Genomic DNA, 16,424 nt, shown 5'->3' on the forward strand with positions numbered 1-16,424 from the left:
TCGTTACATGCCCGAGTTTGCTCCTGCGGCGTATTCCATACCGCTTTTCGTTTCTGCGCTTGCTCTGACCGCATTGGCAGTTTTCCATGCCGTGAGCATGTGGAGGCAATGCCGCCGCTTGCCTCTTGGAGACATCATGTGGTCGGTGTTCTATGTGGCACTCTTGCTCGTTGTTGGCATTTTTTGCTTGCTCGGTGGCATAGACGCCGAGGCTGGAATCCTCGACCTTGGCGCTTATGCTGTGGCGTTGTTTTTGTGCGGCACCATCACGCTCATGCGAAATCGCATTTCGGACGGCATGGCGGAACTTCCCATCAAACTGCGGGCTGCCCTGCGTGCCGTCGCCATCGTCTGTGTTATCGCATTTGTGTCCATCGTTTCCGCATGGATGATCGATTACGTCTGGCTGGATACGAGCGGGTCGATTCAGCTGCAGTATTTCGCTGTAACCGTCTTGCTTTTTGCGTTGGCGTCTGTTGCCCTGTATTTTCTGGGGCAGCGAGGGGGAGCTCTCGTGACGTTCGTTCCCCTTTGCGCGGTTGGCTTTGGCATAGCTCAGTATTTTGTTGTGATGTTCAAGGGCACGCCCATCATGCCTACGGATCTGCTCTCGCTTAAGACGGCTGGTGCGGTTGCCTCCGGTTATAACTACGTGCTTACTCCCAAGATGGTTGTGGCCCTGTGTGCGACCGCAGTATGCGCTTGCAGCTTATCTCTCATCAGGCCGAACTATAGGAGCTTTTCTCGCAGGACGCGCGCAATTACCGCAGGGGCAAGCACGCTTGTGGGCGTGGTCTTACTCGTTGCCCTTGGCGGGCTGTTCAACACGGTGAAGCTTGAGGATGCAATCGAGTTTGAGTATGATCGCTGGATGCCCATCACCACATATCAGACGCTTGGGTTTGCACCCGCGTTCATCGAGGTCGCGCAAGATTTGAAGATTCCCGAACCTGAGGGATATGACAAGCAGCAGACGGCTGTCTTGCTGGATCAGCTCGTCGAGGAATTCGATTCCACGATGGGCGTTGCATCCGAGCGCCTTGCGGCGGAAGCCCAGTTCAGCGATATCAAACCAACAGTAATCGCCGTCATGAACGAGACGTTTTCTGATATGTCCATATACGAAGCAGTTCGTGAGGCGGGCTACGGGGGACCGCAATTCTACAGCTCGCTTGAGGGGACGTTGCAGCGCGGCACACTTATGGTTTCTGTTGTAGGTGGTGGAACGGCAAACTCGGAGTTTGAGTTCCTTACGGGAAATTCGATGGCGTTTATTGGGACGGGGAAATACCCGTATCAGCTCTATGATTTGAGCGAGTCCGATAGCCTAGTCAAGCAGTTTAAGCAGCTGGGATACGGCACGGTCGCCATGCATCCGCAGAGCGCAGTTAACTGGAAACGTTCTTCCGTGTATGAGCAGCTTGGTTTTGACCGGTTCCTCTCTATTGAGGATTTTGAGTCCGCGCCCGTGTACCATTCCGGCGCGACGGACGCGTCTACGTACGACAAGATTCTCGAGCTGCTCGAGCAGGATGCCGCGCCGCAGTTCATCTTCGATGTCACGATGCAGAATCATAGTGGATACGGAGAGGGGAGTGTGCCGGCAGAGGATGTGGTTGGCCTAGATGTTGCGGGCGTTGATGACCCAGCAGCCCTGTCCGAGCTAGGCGTGTATCTTGCGTGCATTAATAGGTCGGATCAGGACCTAGCGTACTTCATTGAGAAGCTGAAGGGTGTCGATCGCCCTGTCGCACTTGTGTTTTTTGGGGACCACCAGCCGGGACTCGCTGGCACCTTGGCGGATTCCCTGTATGCCGATGCGGCTCAGCTTGACCGAGAGTTCAAGAAGCATGAATCGACGTATATGGTTTGGACGAATTACGAGGTTGCCGGCACGGGGTTCGGTCAAGTTCGGACGACGAGCTCATCGCAACTTGCCGCGCAGGTTCTGTATGCGCTTGGTGCGCCTCTGACTGATCGTCAGAAGGCAGATCTTGTCTTGGGGCAAAGCGTGGGGGCAATCAACCTGCTGGGCTATATTGGAGCCGATGGATTGAGGTATGAGCTCGGCACCGATAGCCCCTATCGTGAGACGATTGCGCAGATGCAAGCGATTCAGTACCTAAGGTTTACGGAGAAGCTTGGCCAGTAGTTTAAGTGTGACTGCGCTTGTCTTTCATTCGCAGCCTACGCGAACTGCGCCCGATACGCCTTGCAGACCTCGTCCACGGGGCCGTCCATGCGCAGGTCGCCCTTCTCGATCCACACGGCGCGCTGGCAGATGCGCTCCACCTGGTCCATGGAGTGGCTCACGAACAGCACCGTCACGTTGCCGTCCTCGATGAAGTGCTGGATGCGCCTCTCGCACTTCTCCTGGAAGAACACGTCACCCACGGAGAGCGTCTCGTCCACGATGAGGATGTCGGGCTCGGTGATGGTGGCGATGGCGAACGCGATGCGCGCGACCATGCCGGAGGAGAAGTTCTTCATGGGCATGTCCACGAAGTCGGGCAGCTCGGCGAAGTCGATGATCTCCTGGAAGTGCGCGTCGATGAACTCCTCGGTGTAGCCGAGCAGCGCGCCGTTGAGGTAGATGTTCTCGCGCGCGGTGAGCTCGAGGTCGAATCCCGCGCCCAGCTCGATGAGCGGCGCGATGTTGCCGCGGACGACGCACTCGCCCTCGCTGGCTTCCAGAACGCCGGCGATCACCTTGAGCATGGTGGACTTGCCCGAGCCGTTGGTGCCAACGAGCCCCACGACCTCGCCGGGGCGCACCTTGAACGAGACGTTCTTGAGCGCGCGGAACTCGTTGAAGAACAGTTCGTGCTTCACGAGCTTGATGAAGTACTCTTTGAGGCTGTTGAGTTGCTCGGATGCCATGTTGAAGATCATCGTGACGTCGTTGACCTCGATGGCGTATTCGGAAGATGCGGTGGTTGCCATTGATGTGTCCTTAGACGTAGAGGATGAACTTGTGCTGGGATTTGCGGAAGACGAGGATGCCGATGGCGAGCATGACGACAGCCCAGACGGCACAGAGCGCGAGAATCTCGGTCGAGGGGCTCTGATTCCACAGGAAGATGTCGCGCATGAAGGTCACAAAGCCGTACATGGGGTTCGCCTTGACGATGCCGATAACCCACAACGGGGCACCCTTATCGATGAGCAGCTGAAAGTCCCAGAACAGGGGGGTGAGGTAGGTCCATGCGGTGAGGATGACGCTCCACAGGTGGATGACGTCGCGGAAGAACACGGCGAGCGACCCGATGATGAGGCCGATACCGATGCAGAAGATGATGAGGAGACCCAGGCACACGGGCAGCCAGATAAGGTGCCAGGTGGGCATGACGCGGAACCACAGCATGACGAGCGCGACGGCGACGAGTGAGAAGGCGAAGTTCACGAGCGCGAACAGGACCTTCTGCACGGGGAACACGAAGCGCGAGATCTTGACCTTCTTGAGCAGAGGTGCCGCATCGAGAAAGGACGTGAGGGCGGCGCTCGTTGAGTCGGACATGAACGAGAACGTGATGTTGCCCAGGATGAGGTAGAGTGGGAAGTTCTCGATGCCGTTGCTGAACAGGAACGAGAACACGATGCTCATGACGACCATCATGAGGAGCGGGTTCAGCACCGACCAGACGACGCCCAGCACGCTGCGGCGGTACTTGAGCTTGAAGTCCTTGGTGACGAGCTGCTTTAAGATAAAGCGGTTCTTCTCTGTTTCGTTCTTCGCGTACGGCTGAATGGTAGCCGTGTCGGTAGAGTTATCGGCCACGAGCAGTGCTCCTAGGGCGTAGAGGTTTGTCTAACGAAATGACATCTTACCATGTGGTCCCGTGCCGCACCGTATCTGCACGGGGCGGGGTGACGTAAGACGCGTGGACTGCGAGGTGTTATCGATTGCATGCCATGCTGCCGATTTAAGCGATTTCCTCGATATAATCACACTCCTACCGAGCGGTAAGAAATTGTCTGATGTTTCAATAGCTTACCGAGCGGTAAGACATTAGGAGATGGTAGAATTTAATCCCGTTCGGTACGAAATCGAGTTGTCAGTTGCGGAAATGAGCGGAGCGGAAAAGAGTAACGGTCCGAGGTTCTCGTACGATTCTGGATATCTCGCCACGCCTAACGCGACAGCCATCTCTAGGAGTTTGCCTCTTGTCGGTGAATCGCTCCCCCCAAAGCACCCGGGCGTTTTTCGATGGTCTGATTCCAGAAGGTCCGATGAGGGAGGCGTTTGAGCGCTGCTTCTGGCTTGGCTGACGAGGGCTTCCCAGAGGCAAAGGAAATGGCAGGCAAGATGGTTGAGGGGGCATGCAGGCGCGTAGATGTGCTGAGCGGATAATCAGGACGGTGGGTTTGCCGCATTTTTGTCCTGTATGGGGCATCTGGAAAGCATGAAACTGCCAAGCGGTGGTATGGCGGCTACAGATTCGACGACGGAGACGTGTATAACCCCGGGAGCATGTTGAACTATATCGATCGGGATGGCACCGTTCGTCCTGGGCATCGTGTTTCCCGAGATGGAGTTCAAAGGCGATGCCCTTAAGAGTATGCTGTACCTCGCCGGTTATCTGACGATCGATGAGACCGCTCTGCCAAACGATACACTCTCGTTGCGCCCCCCGCGCATTCCCAACCGTGAAGTCGCACTTTTGTATCGTGTGGAGATCGTCGGGCGGTTCCAGGGCACCGCATCGCCCTAGCGTTCGAGGATGGCAAAAGCGGGGTTTACGACGTCATGCCGCTACTCGGCAAGGGTGTGTTCAGAGTACTTGAGAACCCACCGCCTTCATTGCCGTGTGCGTGGAGTACGGCGCTGTGACGTGGCGCGGGGAGATAGACATCGCACCCGAGGAGCCTACACGAACTGTAAGGTTGCCTAGGTCGACCCATCGTCGGCTGTCGATTAAAGCGATTCGGTCGATTCCGTCGATTTGAGCGATATAATCGATTTGAGGGATATGACTGGATGGGTGATGCTACATGGCGTGTTCAAAGAAGTTCTTCAATCCGTTTAAGCCCAGCGCTGGGGCGGAGCCGCCGCGCATCATAGGTCGCGATCAGGTTTTCTTGGATTATGTCGGTGCGCTGGAGGGCGGCGCGGGCGCACCGGCCCGCTTGATGAGGGTGACGGGGCCGAGAGGATCGGGAAAGACCGTTCTGCTCACCGATCTGGGCGCCCGCGCTCAGGATATCGGCTGGAATGTGGTCAATATCACTGCGGGTGTCAACATGGTGGACGACTTGATGTACGAATTGAGCCCAGATTCCTCCGTTGACTCAATCTCGCTCGCAGGCAATGCCGCGATAGCATCTGGTGAAGTGTCGATGGGCGTTAAGAGGCCGAACCTACGAGCGCTGATGAAGCGTCGTTGCGGCGAGGGGAAAGGGCTGGTAGTCACTATCGACGAGGTCCAAGATGCGCCGCTTGAGGCCATGCAGCTCATCGCCGGTTCGGTCCAGCACCTCATCAGGGAGAAGGAGAATATCTCGCTTGTGTTCGCCGGCCTCCCCATGGGGGTTATGGATTTGATCAACGGCAAGGCGCTGACGTTTTTAAGGCGCGCCCAAAGCGAGGAGCTTGACTTTATCAGTCTCATCGAGGTGAAGCTGTCCTTCAAGGACGGGTTCGCCGCCTCGGGTTTGATTCTCGACGATGATCAACTTGAGATAATGGCGCATGCGACCGAGGGTTACGCGTACTTGATCCAGCTGATCGGATATTACGTTTGGCGATTTGCGGACTTGCACCGCGCGAGTTCGATGCAGGTTTCCGACGAAGATATGCGCCTCGGTGTGGAAAACGCTATGACGCGATTCCATGAAGTGGTCCATGAGCCCGCGATCTCCAAGTTGACCAAAGGGGCGATGGAGTACCTTGTTGCGATGGCGCGAGAGGGCGAGCGCGCCTCGACCGCCGACGTCGCGAAAAGGATGGGAAGGGAGCCGAAGGCCACGAGCTCATTTCGGCGTTCGCTCATACAGCACGAGGTGATTCAAAGTCCCGTTCGTGGATATGTTGAGTTCTCCGTTCCTTTTTTGAGGGAGTACGTGCTGGATAACGCGGAGGAGTTGCTCGACAGGTACTGAATGGCAGCGACTGCTGACCGTATAGGAGGAGGAGCATAGTGTTCACGACGAACGTGGAGTTCAGCAGGTGGGGCACGGTCTTCGCGGACGACAAGCTGGCCGCCGCGATCGTGGACCGGGTGGTCCACCACGGAAGGCTCGTCGAGTTCGGGGGCCCGAGCCACCGGCTCGAGGAGTCCCTCATGCTGGGCAAGTCAGGAATATAGGGGCGTGCCCGCGCCCGATCCCGAAAACTTTCGTGGCGAAACCCGAAAGAAAGGAGTGCTCTTTTACGAAAGCGAGGCTTGACGAAACACAGCAGGTCGAGTACCTGGCGGGCTACCTCGAGGCGGAGCGCGACAGCCGGGACGCCTCGAGGCGCGCCCAGCTGCTCAGGCGCTGCGGGCTGCCGGCGCCCAAGACCTTCGACGGGTACGACTGGTCCGCGGTCTCGTGGCCCGACGGCCTCGGCCGGGAGGACCTGCTGTCGCTCTCGTTCCTCGAGCGCCGGGAGGACCTCGCGCTCATGGGCGACGTCGGCACGGGCAAGACCCACATGGCGAGCGCCCTGTGCCAGCTGGCCTGCGACAGGCGCCCGGGGGCCCGCTTCTTCACCGCCTCCTCGCTCGTGATGCGCCTTCGCCGCGCCCGCGACGAGGGAAGGCTCGACCGCGAGGCCGCGCAGATCGGCCGCGCGGCCCTGCTCGTCATCGACGAGCTGGGCTTCCCGCCGCTCGATGCCGACGGGGCGCGGCTCGTGTTCCAGGTCTTCGCCGACGCCTACGAGCGCCAGTCGGTGGTGATCACGACGAACCTGGAGTTCTCCCGCTGGGGATCGGTCTTCGGGGACGACCAGATGGCGGCCGCGGTCATCGACCGCATCGTGCATCACGGCAGGCTCGTGCAGTTCAAAGGAGAGTCGTACCGCGTGCGCCACGCACTCATGTAGGGCGGGCTGCTCAAAAACGGTGCGCACATTCCGTGCGCGCCCTGCTCAGATTTTACTGCCCATTCTGCTCAAATCTACTTGACGAAACGCCCGCAAGGAGCCCGTCGCGGTGGTCTGCGGGCGCGGCAAGCCCTCCGCCGCCCGCATCGGGGCGGCGCTCGGGGGCCGCGTCGCGGAGGGCGCGACGCTCGTCCGCGACCGCGAGAGGGCCCATGACGTCCCCGTCAGGGAGAACGGTCTTGCGGACGAGTCCTACAAGGCGGACGCGCGGGACCCGGAGTACCTGGAGGCGATGGAGCTGGTGAGCAACCTGCGCTCGTGGCTCAAGCGCTACCTCTGGCGCTTCACCGGCATGGACCCCGGGAACCTGCAGTCCTACCTGAACCTCTACGTCTACTTCTTCAGGGTCAGCGCGACGACGAGAGGTGGCCCAAGATCGCAAGGGTGGTCCGCCATCTGCTCATGGCCGAAGCGAGGTTCCGCAGGTGAGGGGCGTTCCCCTATCACCTATCTGGGTGACTGTTAGAAAAAGAAAAAGGGAGATCGACTGGTCAATCTCCCTTACGGCTATTTGCCGTTTATTGATGATGACTCTAATTCAAGAGTTCCGAACTGTCAAGTTAAGAACTATTATCGACTCATGAGATATCGCTCGGTTGCGACGAGTTTCTGTCTGTCTCCTGTACCAACAATTCTAATATATCTGTCGGTTCCAATTTCCTCCTGTAAATCTCTCAACAGGTTTCTGCAGTCTCTCAGAAATGACCTTGCGGGTGTCGTGCGCTGAGACACTTTGAATCCGATAATTGTGACGAGGGAGATATAGTCAATGAGTGTATCGAATCTGGGCTCATATGAAAGTCCTAATTCGTTTTTTAGAAGCGCGCCGGTAATGTGAAGATGCTTGTTCTGTTTTTCCAATTTGGCATGCGGGCTAAACCGCGCATCGAACACAACCAGATTATGAGCAATCGCATTTCTAAGAGGGCGAAGGGTTTCAATAATGGATGCGAGAAGTTCAAGATTGGAACCGTCGAATCCAATGTCTTTCAATATGACCTGAGTGGTTTGTGGAGGGAGGCTTTGGCAGAGCTTGTATAAATTTCCGAGAGTCATGCTTTCAAAAATACTCCAGAGGGGAGCGTCATCATCTCGATCGACATAGTGTTTTACATGGCTATCTGAATACCTGTTCTTGACGATACCGATTAAGGTGGTTTTGAGCTGTAATTTATTTAGCATTGCGGTCTTATTGATTGTGCCGTTGGGTAATTTGCAGTCATTCAGGCCATTTTTGAGAAATGATGACAGGGAAGGGTCTTGTAAGTTTTCTACAATGCGAGCAAGAATAATGTTCTTAAGTGCGGTTTCGATATACATAATCTGTGGGTAGAATGCTGACTTAACCCGAGCATCGAAATGATAAACATATTCAAGGTCTGCAAAAGATCTAAGCTCAAGTTTTGCATCGGGTCTGCGAATATAGCGGTAGCCCTTGTATCCATGGAAGTATCCCATGTTGCGCAGACGAATCTTGCGGCTGCTGCCGTACAGGTCTTTCATGCCGTGGTCATCTCGGAGGTGTTTCATGAGCATATTGAGAGTGTTTCCTCGTTTCATTTTCACTCCAGTCTCCGAGAGTGTCGCCAATTACAATAGCAATGGGTGTTTCTGTTCAATCCTATTTGCAGTATAAGATTCGATTGAAGAAAAATAAATCGATTCGATGCGTAAAGGGATGCGCTGTGCTTCATCTTTATGTCTCTCCAAGTCCGATCTCGTGCCGCGCTTCGAGTTGGGGTGGATGTGATGGGGTTGCGGAAGTGTGAAAGAGTCTTTGTTTGGAGCCTCTCTTTTGGCTAGGTGGGCAATACTTAATAAAGCAAAAGCGCGTGCTTTGCCTAACGGTGTCCCAGCTGCACAAGCTGTTTAACTCATATCGGTGAAAAACCGACTCAAATCCTGGAGCTCAATACTTGCACTTAAACGTATCGGGAACTCGCGCGGTTCTGCAATTTGTTTCTTGGTCAGTATAAAACGATATTCCTGCTCCTTGTCGAAGAACACGTCTTTGCACAGTAGGGAGCGAAAAACGTATTGGGATTGAAAGGAATAGGTAATTTTTCCGTCTTTCTTTAGTGGGGGCACATCCTGCATCAGATACTTGAAGTAGTCCAAACTGTTTACAGGTCCATATTCACTCTGGATGCCAGTCAAATCATAATATTTCACCAAGTCGGAAATGCATCCTTCTCCAACAGAAGAGCGAACGTCTTTAACAAAGCGTTCAGGTTCTTTTATGATTGCTACTGTATCTGCTTTGGGAAAATGAGAACTTATGTTTTCTCTTATTTCGTGCGATAACCGAATGAAAATACTGCCGTCTTCTTTTTCCATGCTGTCTTTTTCAAAGCAGGCAAAAACACAGAAGACCGGAAGTAAGTCGGCGGGTTCGAAATACAGGGGTATCGCACCATTTTTCATGGGCGGAAGCAAAACAGAGGCATCACCTTTAGCTAGCTTAATTTGATTGGCTATAAGCTCCGTGCCGCCTTCTAAGCGATCTCCCTGGCCTTTGATGGCATGCTGCATCTCAAAAGCACGTAGTGTTTGAGCGTTGGAGAAGTATAAATTGCCTTGCTGCATTCGTTCTAGATACCTACGTTCACCAAACTTTAAAAATGCAATTATTCTCTGCATACATTCCTCCGTCATTACGCGTCTATCAGTTCAGTTGATGTTGTATTGATGCTATGAGGGTGTTCGTTTAAGAATTGTATATTAATGCGCTTCCATTCAATAAGCGCTATCTAGAAACGATGGTACCTACAGTTCCTCGATTTCTGGCTTTATTAAAGGGCTGAATACTCAAGCGGTATGCAAGTCATCGAGTTTTCATGTGGAGTTAACCGAAGCCGTATCATATAACTGCACTGATGCTTTCCCTGCTTTGCGTGCATTTGGACGTCTCGAAACCCATCGACTTGTTCTCCGGCGCTTTTGCTTTGATTTTTGAAGTAATGATTGAACAAGTTAATTTGATGATGGAGGTTCATATGAACGATTCGATGATGCTTCTCATGTTGGCGGCTGGCTTAAGTGGAGGTTCCGGACGTGATGCCGTTGGGCAGGATTAGCGTACTTAAGCCGTGGGTTCGATGCCCAAGCCTCCACCACTTTTGGCAAGATGCCATTACCCACGTCATCCGTTGTGCTAAATTCAGTTTAACTGTTCAAATCTATAAATCTAATATTGATATCTGAACACTGTTCAGTATACTGAACTGAGATACTAGTTCTGAACATAGGAGTCCGCCATGCCCCTCTCGAGAAGATCATTTGAGGTTCTAAACCGTATTCGTGAGTGCTCTGGATGTGGCCAGCGAGAGATCGCCGAGAAGACTGGTCTATCTCTGGGTACTGTCAACGCTGCAGTCAGAGATCTTGCGAAACAGGGCCTTATTGACGGTGCTGAGATAACCGATGCTGGATTCGAGGCCTTGCATCCATACAAAGTCGATAATGCCATCATCCTGGCTGCCGGCCTCTCTAGTCGCTTTGCACCCATCTCCTATGAAAAACCCAAAGGTCTCTTGCGGGTTAGGGGAGAGGTACTTATTGAGCGTCAGATTGAGCAGCTCCGAGATGCAGGTGTCTCCGACATTACAGTCGTGGTGGGTTATAAAAAGGCGTATTTCTTCTATCTTGAAAGTAAGTACAGCGTGAGTATTGTCGTTAACGATGAGTATGCTTCGCGCAACAACCATTCTTCGCTCTATCGGGTTCGCAATCGGCTGGGGAACACTTACGTCTGTTCCTCTGACGACTATTTCACGACTAATCCTTTTGAGCCGTACGTCTGGCATGCATATTACGCTGCTCAATGGTCGGAGGGCTCAACGAGCGAGTGGTGTATGAAGACGGGTTCTCATGACCGTATCATTGACGTCTCCGTAGGCGGCTCCCACGCTTGGTACATGCTTGGGCATGTTTATTTCGATCGAGCCTTCTCTAAACATATGGTTGAAGTGCTCGAATCGGAGTATGACAAGCCCGAAACGATTGACAAGCTTTGGGAGGATTTGTTCATCGACCATATCAAGGAATTTGATATGGTGATTCGTCCGTATGATGATGGCATTATTAATGAGTTTGACTCTCTCGATGAGCTTCGTGTTTTCGATCCGGCTTTTATCGAAAATGTCGATTCCGATATCTTCGATAATATCGTCCAGATTCTAGGCTGTTCAAAGAGCGAGATTCATGATGTCTATCCGCTTAAGCAGGGGCTTACAAATCTTTCCTGCCATTTCGCGACAGACTCCGGTGAGTATGTGTATCGTCATCCAGGCGTGGGAACTGAATTGCTGATTGACCGCGAGGGAGAGGTTGCAGCGCAGAAGGTTGCGCGTGAACTTGGACTTGATGGCACGTATATTTTCGAGGATCCCAAGCGTGGTTGGAAAATAAGCAAGTTTATTCCTAATTGTCGAAATATCGATCCACATGATGCCGGGCAGGTCGCAAAAACTATGCGCATGGCTCACGATCTCCATGCATGCGATGTGATTGTCGACAGGCATTTTAATTTCTTCCGAGAAGCCAAGCGATACGAAGCCTTGCTGCTCGAAAAGGGTCCGATTGATATCCCCGGCTATCATGAACTTGCCGTTCGCTTCGACAGGCTCGCATCGCATGTTAATGAAGACGGGGCACCCGTTTGCCTTTGCCATAACGATTTCTTTGAGCTTAATTTCCTCGTTGACGAGGACGACGCCTATTACCTTATTGATTGGGAATACGCCGGAATGAGCGATTATGCCAACGATTTCGGTACATTCTGCGTGTGCTGTCAATTGTCCGAGAAAGAAGTGGATAAGGCTCTAGTTGCGTATTTCGATCGTGAACCCACCTTGGAGGAGCGTCGTCATAATCTCGCACATATCGCGCTTGCCGGCTGGTGTTGGTATCTTTGGTCGCTTCTCAAAGAAGCCGAGGGTGATTTTGTGGGTGAATGGCTTTACATCTACTACAACTACGCAGTTCTTTATATCGACAAGGCGCTTGCTCTGTACGGGGAGGAGTAGAACATGAAGTACGGTCTGTTCAGCGGTGTTCTATGGGGACTCGATACAGTGATTCTTGGAATCGGGCTTGCCCTTGCACCATATATTGGATCAGTGGAGGCGCTTGCTTTTGCCTCCATCGTCGGTTCGTTTTTACATGATGCGTTTTGCGCTATATGGTTGCTTGGTTATATGGGCGTACGCCATCGTTTTGCCGACACCCTTAACGCCCTCAAAACAAGGTCGGGGAAGGTCGTGATGGCTGGTGCCCTGCTTGGAGGCCCTATTGGAATGACGGGGTATGTGGTTGCCATTGCCAATCTGGGGGCCGCTTACACTGCCATCATCTCTGCTTTCTATCCAGCAGTTGGTGCATTTCTCGCGTTCCTGCTGCTTAAAGAGAAGATGACCAAAGGCCAGATTGTTGCCCTATTTGTGGGTCTCTTTGGCGTAATGGCCATGGGACTGTTGTCTGCCGGTGACTCTCAGGTTGTAAATGCTCCATTCGGATTGCTTGGCGCTCTCTTGACCGTTGTCGGTTGGGGTTCTGAGGCTGTCTTATGCGCATGGGGCATGAAGGACGACTCTGTTGATAATGAGACGGCTTTGCAGATCAGAGAGACGACATCCGCCCTTGTATACGGGCTGATTGTTTTGCCCGCCATGGGGGCCTGGGGCTTTACTTTGCAGGCCATTCCAAGTTTGGCGACTGGCTACATCGCGCTCGCTGGCTTGGCGGGGGCTGCTTCATATCTCTTCTACTACAAGGGTATCGCGGTGATCGGTGCCTCTCGTGCGATGGCGTTGAATATTTCTTATTCTGCCTGGGCGGTACTGTTCGGCCTTATTCTGCTGGGGGCGGTTCCAACTATTTCTACTATTATCTGCTGCATGGTAATTCTTGTGGGTACGATCCTTGCAGCGTGCGACTGGAATGAGCTATTTGGAAAGAAAGCAGTTCGGTAATCTCGAATTGAGGAGTGGCCTTAGGACGGGGCCGTCGTGCGATGTACGCGACGGCCCCTGTTGGTAGCCTAGAATATTGACATGATCATCGTGACGATTTTAATCCCATATTCTTTGCTTGACGCCCATCCAACATGATGGGGGTTTTCTTGGATGCCAAGATGTTGGACGTAGGGGGAGCTTCCTTTTTTAACCAAGTTGAACCGTGGATCAACGCAGGCGTTAGTGAGCACAGGATTTTCCTGAGCATATGCTTTGAGGTGCTGTACTTGCGCCCTGAGCCCAGTTTTTACATCTTTAAAGCTTGCTGGCTTTCCACCCCCGTCTGTTGCTCCGAGTCCACCAAAGTTGTATTGGTCGATGGTAACCGCTCCTCCGAATCTAAGGTAACCGGTCTCTAGCATCGCCTGACAGAAAAGGACACGAGGGTCAACGCCTTCTGCGCTTGCCTCATCGTACAAGATGTTGCAAAAGGCCAAAATGGAGTCTGCTCCGCCCTTAGAGAGTGCTTTTGTTGGATATTGAGCAGCTGACATCGTATATGCGGCGACCATCTTTTTGACTGTCGCGCCTTTGTTGGGGCTCGAGGCAATAATGGGCATCAAGGCTTGCGATTTTTGCGAGTCCCATTGGCCGCCGGCTGAGAAGTAATCATACTTTCCGTTTATGAGATTCCAGCCAGTTGCCATAGCTCCGCTCGCGTGCATATAGTAACGCGAGTCGTTGTAGTCTTGCCAGCCTGTTAGCATTGCTCCATTTTGGTCGTGGTAATACCACGTTCCGCCTAATAGCGACCAACCCGTGACCGGAATCCCCACATGTAAGAAATACCACGTGCCATCGATAAGCTGCCAGCCTTCCCCATAGCCGATCCAAGCGCCCGAGGGGGCGAACTGGGACCATGCACTGCCGTCGAACCCCCATCCAGTTGCCATGGCGCCAGATGAACTAAAGAAGTACCACGTACCGTTTATGGTGTGCCAGCCGGTTGTCATTGCGCCAGAATCATGAAGAAAATACCACGTATCCCCAAGCTTGAGCCATCCGGTCGCCATGGCGCCGGACGCGTAGGAGTAATACCATGAGCCGTCAGCGATGTACCAGCCCGTTTTCATCGCACCGCTTGCCTGATCGAGGTAATACCACGTTGGCCCTTGGTTGAGCCATCCAGTTGCCATAGCTCCTGAGCCGTGGAGGTAGTACCATGTTCCGCCTATGCTCTGCCACCCGGTAAGCATCGCGCCAGACGAATTGGAGTAGTACCAAGAGCCATCAACGATGTACCACCCGTTGAGCATCACATTTGTTTGAGGGTTGAGGTAGTACCAAGTTCCCCCTATGTTCTGCCACCCGGATAGTGCCTCGCCGGATCCGTCAAAAAGATACCAATTATTGTCTACAAGCTGCCAGCCCGTTTGCATCGCGCCAGAAGGTGCAAAATAATAGCGTTTGTCGGCAATCGTTTTGAGCCCGGTTGCCATGGAGCCGTCACTGCTCAACCAATACCAATTTCCACCTTGGAAGAGCCAGCCGGTTCTTTTTTCACTGTTAATGTAGTAAAACCACGTATCGCCTTCAAGATGCCAGCCATTCTTGATGATGAGCACACCGTCAGACCCGAACTCCCATTTCTTGCCATCAACGATCTGGACGCCCGTTGCCATGTGTCCATCGGGGAAGAAGTAATATCGTTTTGCATCGATATTTTTCCAGCCAACAGCCATGTCGCCATTATAGTTGAGGTAATAGGTGGTTTTGCCTTTGGTGAGCCAACCTCGGTGCATGAAGGCATTTACGGGATCGAGGTAATACCAATTCCCGTTAATGGCTTGCCATCCGGTCAGACAATTGCCGCTTCCATCAGCGTAGTACCAAGAGCCTGCCGCCATAAACCAGCCGGTTTGGACTTTACCAGCAACATGGTACTGCCATGCGCCGTTCGTGTACCTCCATTCTGAAGACCCTCGTTTTGCAAGGCCATAAGTTTGGGCTAAGCCCTCCGCATCCGCTTCACCCATATTGTGCAACCATGTGTCGCTGCTGAGCTTGTTGATGTCTGCAGGATTATCAATAAACGCATGTTCAACGATGATTGCGGGTATGCCGGCGCTGCGAGCATGGCGGAGAATTGCGTAGTAATCTGCCATCGATCCGTCGGCGTACGATCCGCCCGTGCCGTAATCGCGCATCTTAATACCGCGGTTGGTCAGGCCTAGACCAACCAGTTTATCGAGGATGTTCTGTGCGAGAGTTTTTCCCTGGCCATGCGTCTCTTCATATTTCCAACTACTGGTGTTTGGATAATAAACTTCGGCTCCGTTGCCCCCACCGGAGTTGATATGAAGACTTACGATGACATCTGCGCCGTTACTAATTGAATTTGTGACACGATTCTGTAGATCCTCAGACGTGTTTGATCCTACGGAGGCGTCCGTTGTTCGGGTCATGTAGACCCCCACGCCGCTGTAGGTATCGAGCGCAGATTTGCAATAGCTGGCAATTTTGAGCGTAAGATCTTTTTCACGCAAATTGAAATATACGGCACCTGGATCATAGCCGCCATGTCCGGGGTCTAATGCAATGATGAGATTGTCTTTTGAAAGAGAGCGTGTTGTCTTTTCAGACGACGCCGCAGCGAGTACTTCGTTTGCATCCTCTACAGAGGTACTTAGCTCATTGTGCTCATTGAGGGTATACATGACAAGCTCATCGCTTGGTGCAGTAGACAGTTTGGTCTTTCCGTTAACTACACCATCGAAACTAACGCTTTGTGTCTCGCTGTCGGCGATACTGATTTCCGCTTGCCCTTCGATGGACTCGAATGTCACGGAATCAAGATAATAAGGTGCGCTTTTGTCAATAGGTATGCTGAACAGGGCGGCATTCCCGTTTATTGCCGATGCGGCCGTTCGATACGAATCGTCGTAGACACGATATCCAAGTGAGGCATGGGTAAGCTTTATATCTTCATCAGCTATGATGGCGATATTCTGAATTCCTCCCACTGGGACTTCCGCATGATCTATGTATACAAAACCAATACCAATATCTTGTGCAAAAGCTTGGTTGGGGAGAATGGTTAGAAGCATGAGCAGCAGTGGGATAAAGGCGGCTTTGGCACGATTTCGTATCTTCATTCGATGCTCCCATTCAATGGTCTCGGATGCGAGGCTAATTATACGGCACCGCTTCGATCGGGGGATATGGAGGGGCTATACTTAGTCGGCATAAAGCAAATGTTGGTCACCACCCCAGCGGGGCGCCGGCCGCCTCGTAGCGGACGTCGGCCCTGAAGCCCCCGAGGGAGGCGGCGAGCGGGTACTCCTGATGTGGCAACACCTTCTTGAACAAATCTACGAGAGGAT

13 protein-coding genes and 1 pseudogene are annotated in these 16,424 nt (G+C 53.1%); 9 read left to right on the forward strand and 5 right to left on the reverse strand.

Going from position 1 to position 16,424, the window contains the following annotated elements; genetic code table 11:
- The first annotated feature begins 7 nt into the window (after positions 1-7).
- Complete coding sequence (locus DWV48_RS03055) at positions 8-2,152, forward strand: LTA synthase family protein (protein ID WP_118653337.1); 2,145 nt, start codon at positions 8-10, stop codon at positions 2,150-2,152.
- Positions 2,153-2,187: 35 nt separating this feature from the next.
- Here DWV48_RS03055 and DWV48_RS03060 read toward each other — a convergent pair whose 3' ends face one another.
- Together DWV48_RS03060 and DWV48_RS03065 are read right to left on the reverse strand one after the other, a co-directional pair.
- Complete coding sequence (locus tag DWV48_RS03060; protein ID WP_118653339.1) at positions 2,188-2,943, reverse strand: ABC transporter ATP-binding protein; 756 nt, start codon at positions 2,941-2,943, stop codon at positions 2,188-2,190.
- Between the two features lie 10 nt (positions 2,944-2,953).
- Positions 2,954-3,778, reverse strand: a complete 825-nt coding sequence (locus tag DWV48_RS03065) for an ABC transporter permease (RefSeq protein WP_118653341.1) — start codon at positions 3,776-3,778, stop codon at positions 2,954-2,956.
- Positions 3,779-4,493: 715 nt separating this feature from the next.
- Between DWV48_RS03065 and DWV48_RS03070 the strand changes: the two genes are divergently transcribed.
- The 5 genes and pseudogenes from DWV48_RS03070 to DWV48_RS03090 all read left to right on the forward strand — a co-directional run bounded on the left by DWV48_RS03070 (position 4,494) and on the right by DWV48_RS03090 (position 7,553).
- Positions 4,494-4,712 carry a hypothetical protein gene (locus DWV48_RS03070; protein ID WP_118653343.1) on the forward strand — a complete coding sequence of 73 codons (219 nt, stop codon included), beginning with the start codon at positions 4,494-4,496 and terminating at the stop codon, positions 4,710-4,712.
- Between the two features lie 280 nt (positions 4,713-4,992).
- Positions 4,993-6,099 carry an ATP-binding protein gene (locus tag DWV48_RS03075; RefSeq protein WP_118653345.1) on the forward strand — a complete coding sequence of 369 codons (1,107 nt, stop codon included), beginning with the start codon at positions 4,993-4,995 and terminating at the stop codon, positions 6,097-6,099.
- 32 nt (positions 6,100-6,131) lie between these two features.
- Positions 6,132-6,305 (forward strand): annotated as a pseudogene (locus tag DWV48_RS03080) (ATP-binding protein); the annotation flags it as partial.
- Between the two features lie 32 nt (positions 6,306-6,337).
- Positions 6,338-7,027 (forward strand): IS21-like element helper ATPase IstB, encoded by a 690-nt coding sequence (gene istB / locus DWV48_RS03085; protein WP_118653347.1) that lies wholly within the window; start codon positions 6,338-6,340, stop codon positions 7,025-7,027.
- Between the two features lie 109 nt (positions 7,028-7,136).
- Positions 7,137-7,553: a hypothetical protein gene (locus DWV48_RS03090; protein ID WP_118653349.1), complete on the forward strand. Its 417-nt coding sequence runs from the start codon at positions 7,137-7,139 to the stop codon at positions 7,551-7,553.
- A gap of 104 nt (positions 7,554-7,657) precedes the next feature.
- Here the strand turns inward: DWV48_RS03090 and DWV48_RS03095 are convergent, their stop codons facing one another.
- Together DWV48_RS03095 and DWV48_RS03100 are read right to left on the reverse strand one after the other, a co-directional pair.
- Positions 7,658-8,590, reverse strand: coding sequence for an Abi family protein (locus DWV48_RS03095; protein ID WP_233546084.1), 933 nt, complete (start codon positions 8,588-8,590; stop codon positions 7,658-7,660).
- A 366-nt stretch (positions 8,591-8,956) separates the two neighbouring features.
- On the reverse strand, positions 8,957-9,673 hold the full coding sequence (locus DWV48_RS03100; protein WP_233546086.1) for a hypothetical protein: 717 nt from the start codon (positions 9,671-9,673) through the stop codon (positions 8,957-8,959).
- Positions 9,674-9,963: 290 nt separating this feature from the next.
- Between DWV48_RS03100 and DWV48_RS09145 the strand changes: the two genes are divergently transcribed.
- The 3 genes from DWV48_RS09145 to DWV48_RS03115 all read left to right on the forward strand — a co-directional run bounded on the left by DWV48_RS09145 (position 9,964) and on the right by DWV48_RS03115 (position 13,059).
- Positions 9,964-10,164: a hypothetical protein gene (locus DWV48_RS09145; protein WP_118653355.1), complete on the forward strand. Its 201-nt coding sequence runs from the start codon at positions 9,964-9,966 to the stop codon at positions 10,162-10,164.
- A gap of 180 nt (positions 10,165-10,344) precedes the next feature.
- Positions 10,345-12,114, forward strand: a complete 1,770-nt coding sequence (locus DWV48_RS03110; RefSeq protein WP_118653357.1) for an NTP transferase domain-containing protein — start codon at positions 10,345-10,347, stop codon at positions 12,112-12,114.
- A gap of 3 nt (positions 12,115-12,117) precedes the next feature.
- The gene (locus DWV48_RS03115; protein ID WP_118653359.1) at positions 12,118-13,059 is read left to right on the forward strand and encodes a DMT family transporter; all 942 of its coding nucleotides are present in this window, start codon (positions 12,118-12,120) and stop codon (positions 13,057-13,059) included.
- Positions 13,060-13,127: 68 nt separating this feature from the next.
- Here the strand turns inward: DWV48_RS03115 and DWV48_RS03120 are convergent, their stop codons facing one another.
- The gene (locus tag DWV48_RS03120) at positions 13,128-16,196 is read right to left on the reverse strand and encodes an N-acetylmuramoyl-L-alanine amidase (RefSeq protein WP_118653361.1); all 3,069 of its coding nucleotides are present in this window, start codon (positions 16,194-16,196) and stop codon (positions 13,128-13,130) included.
- Between the last annotated feature and the right edge of the window lie 228 nt (positions 16,197-16,424).

The sequence above is a fragment of the Collinsella sp. AF08-23 genome (genome assembly GCF_003479805.1).
Classification (GTDB): Bacteria; Actinomycetota; Coriobacteriia; order Coriobacteriales; family Coriobacteriaceae; genus Collinsella.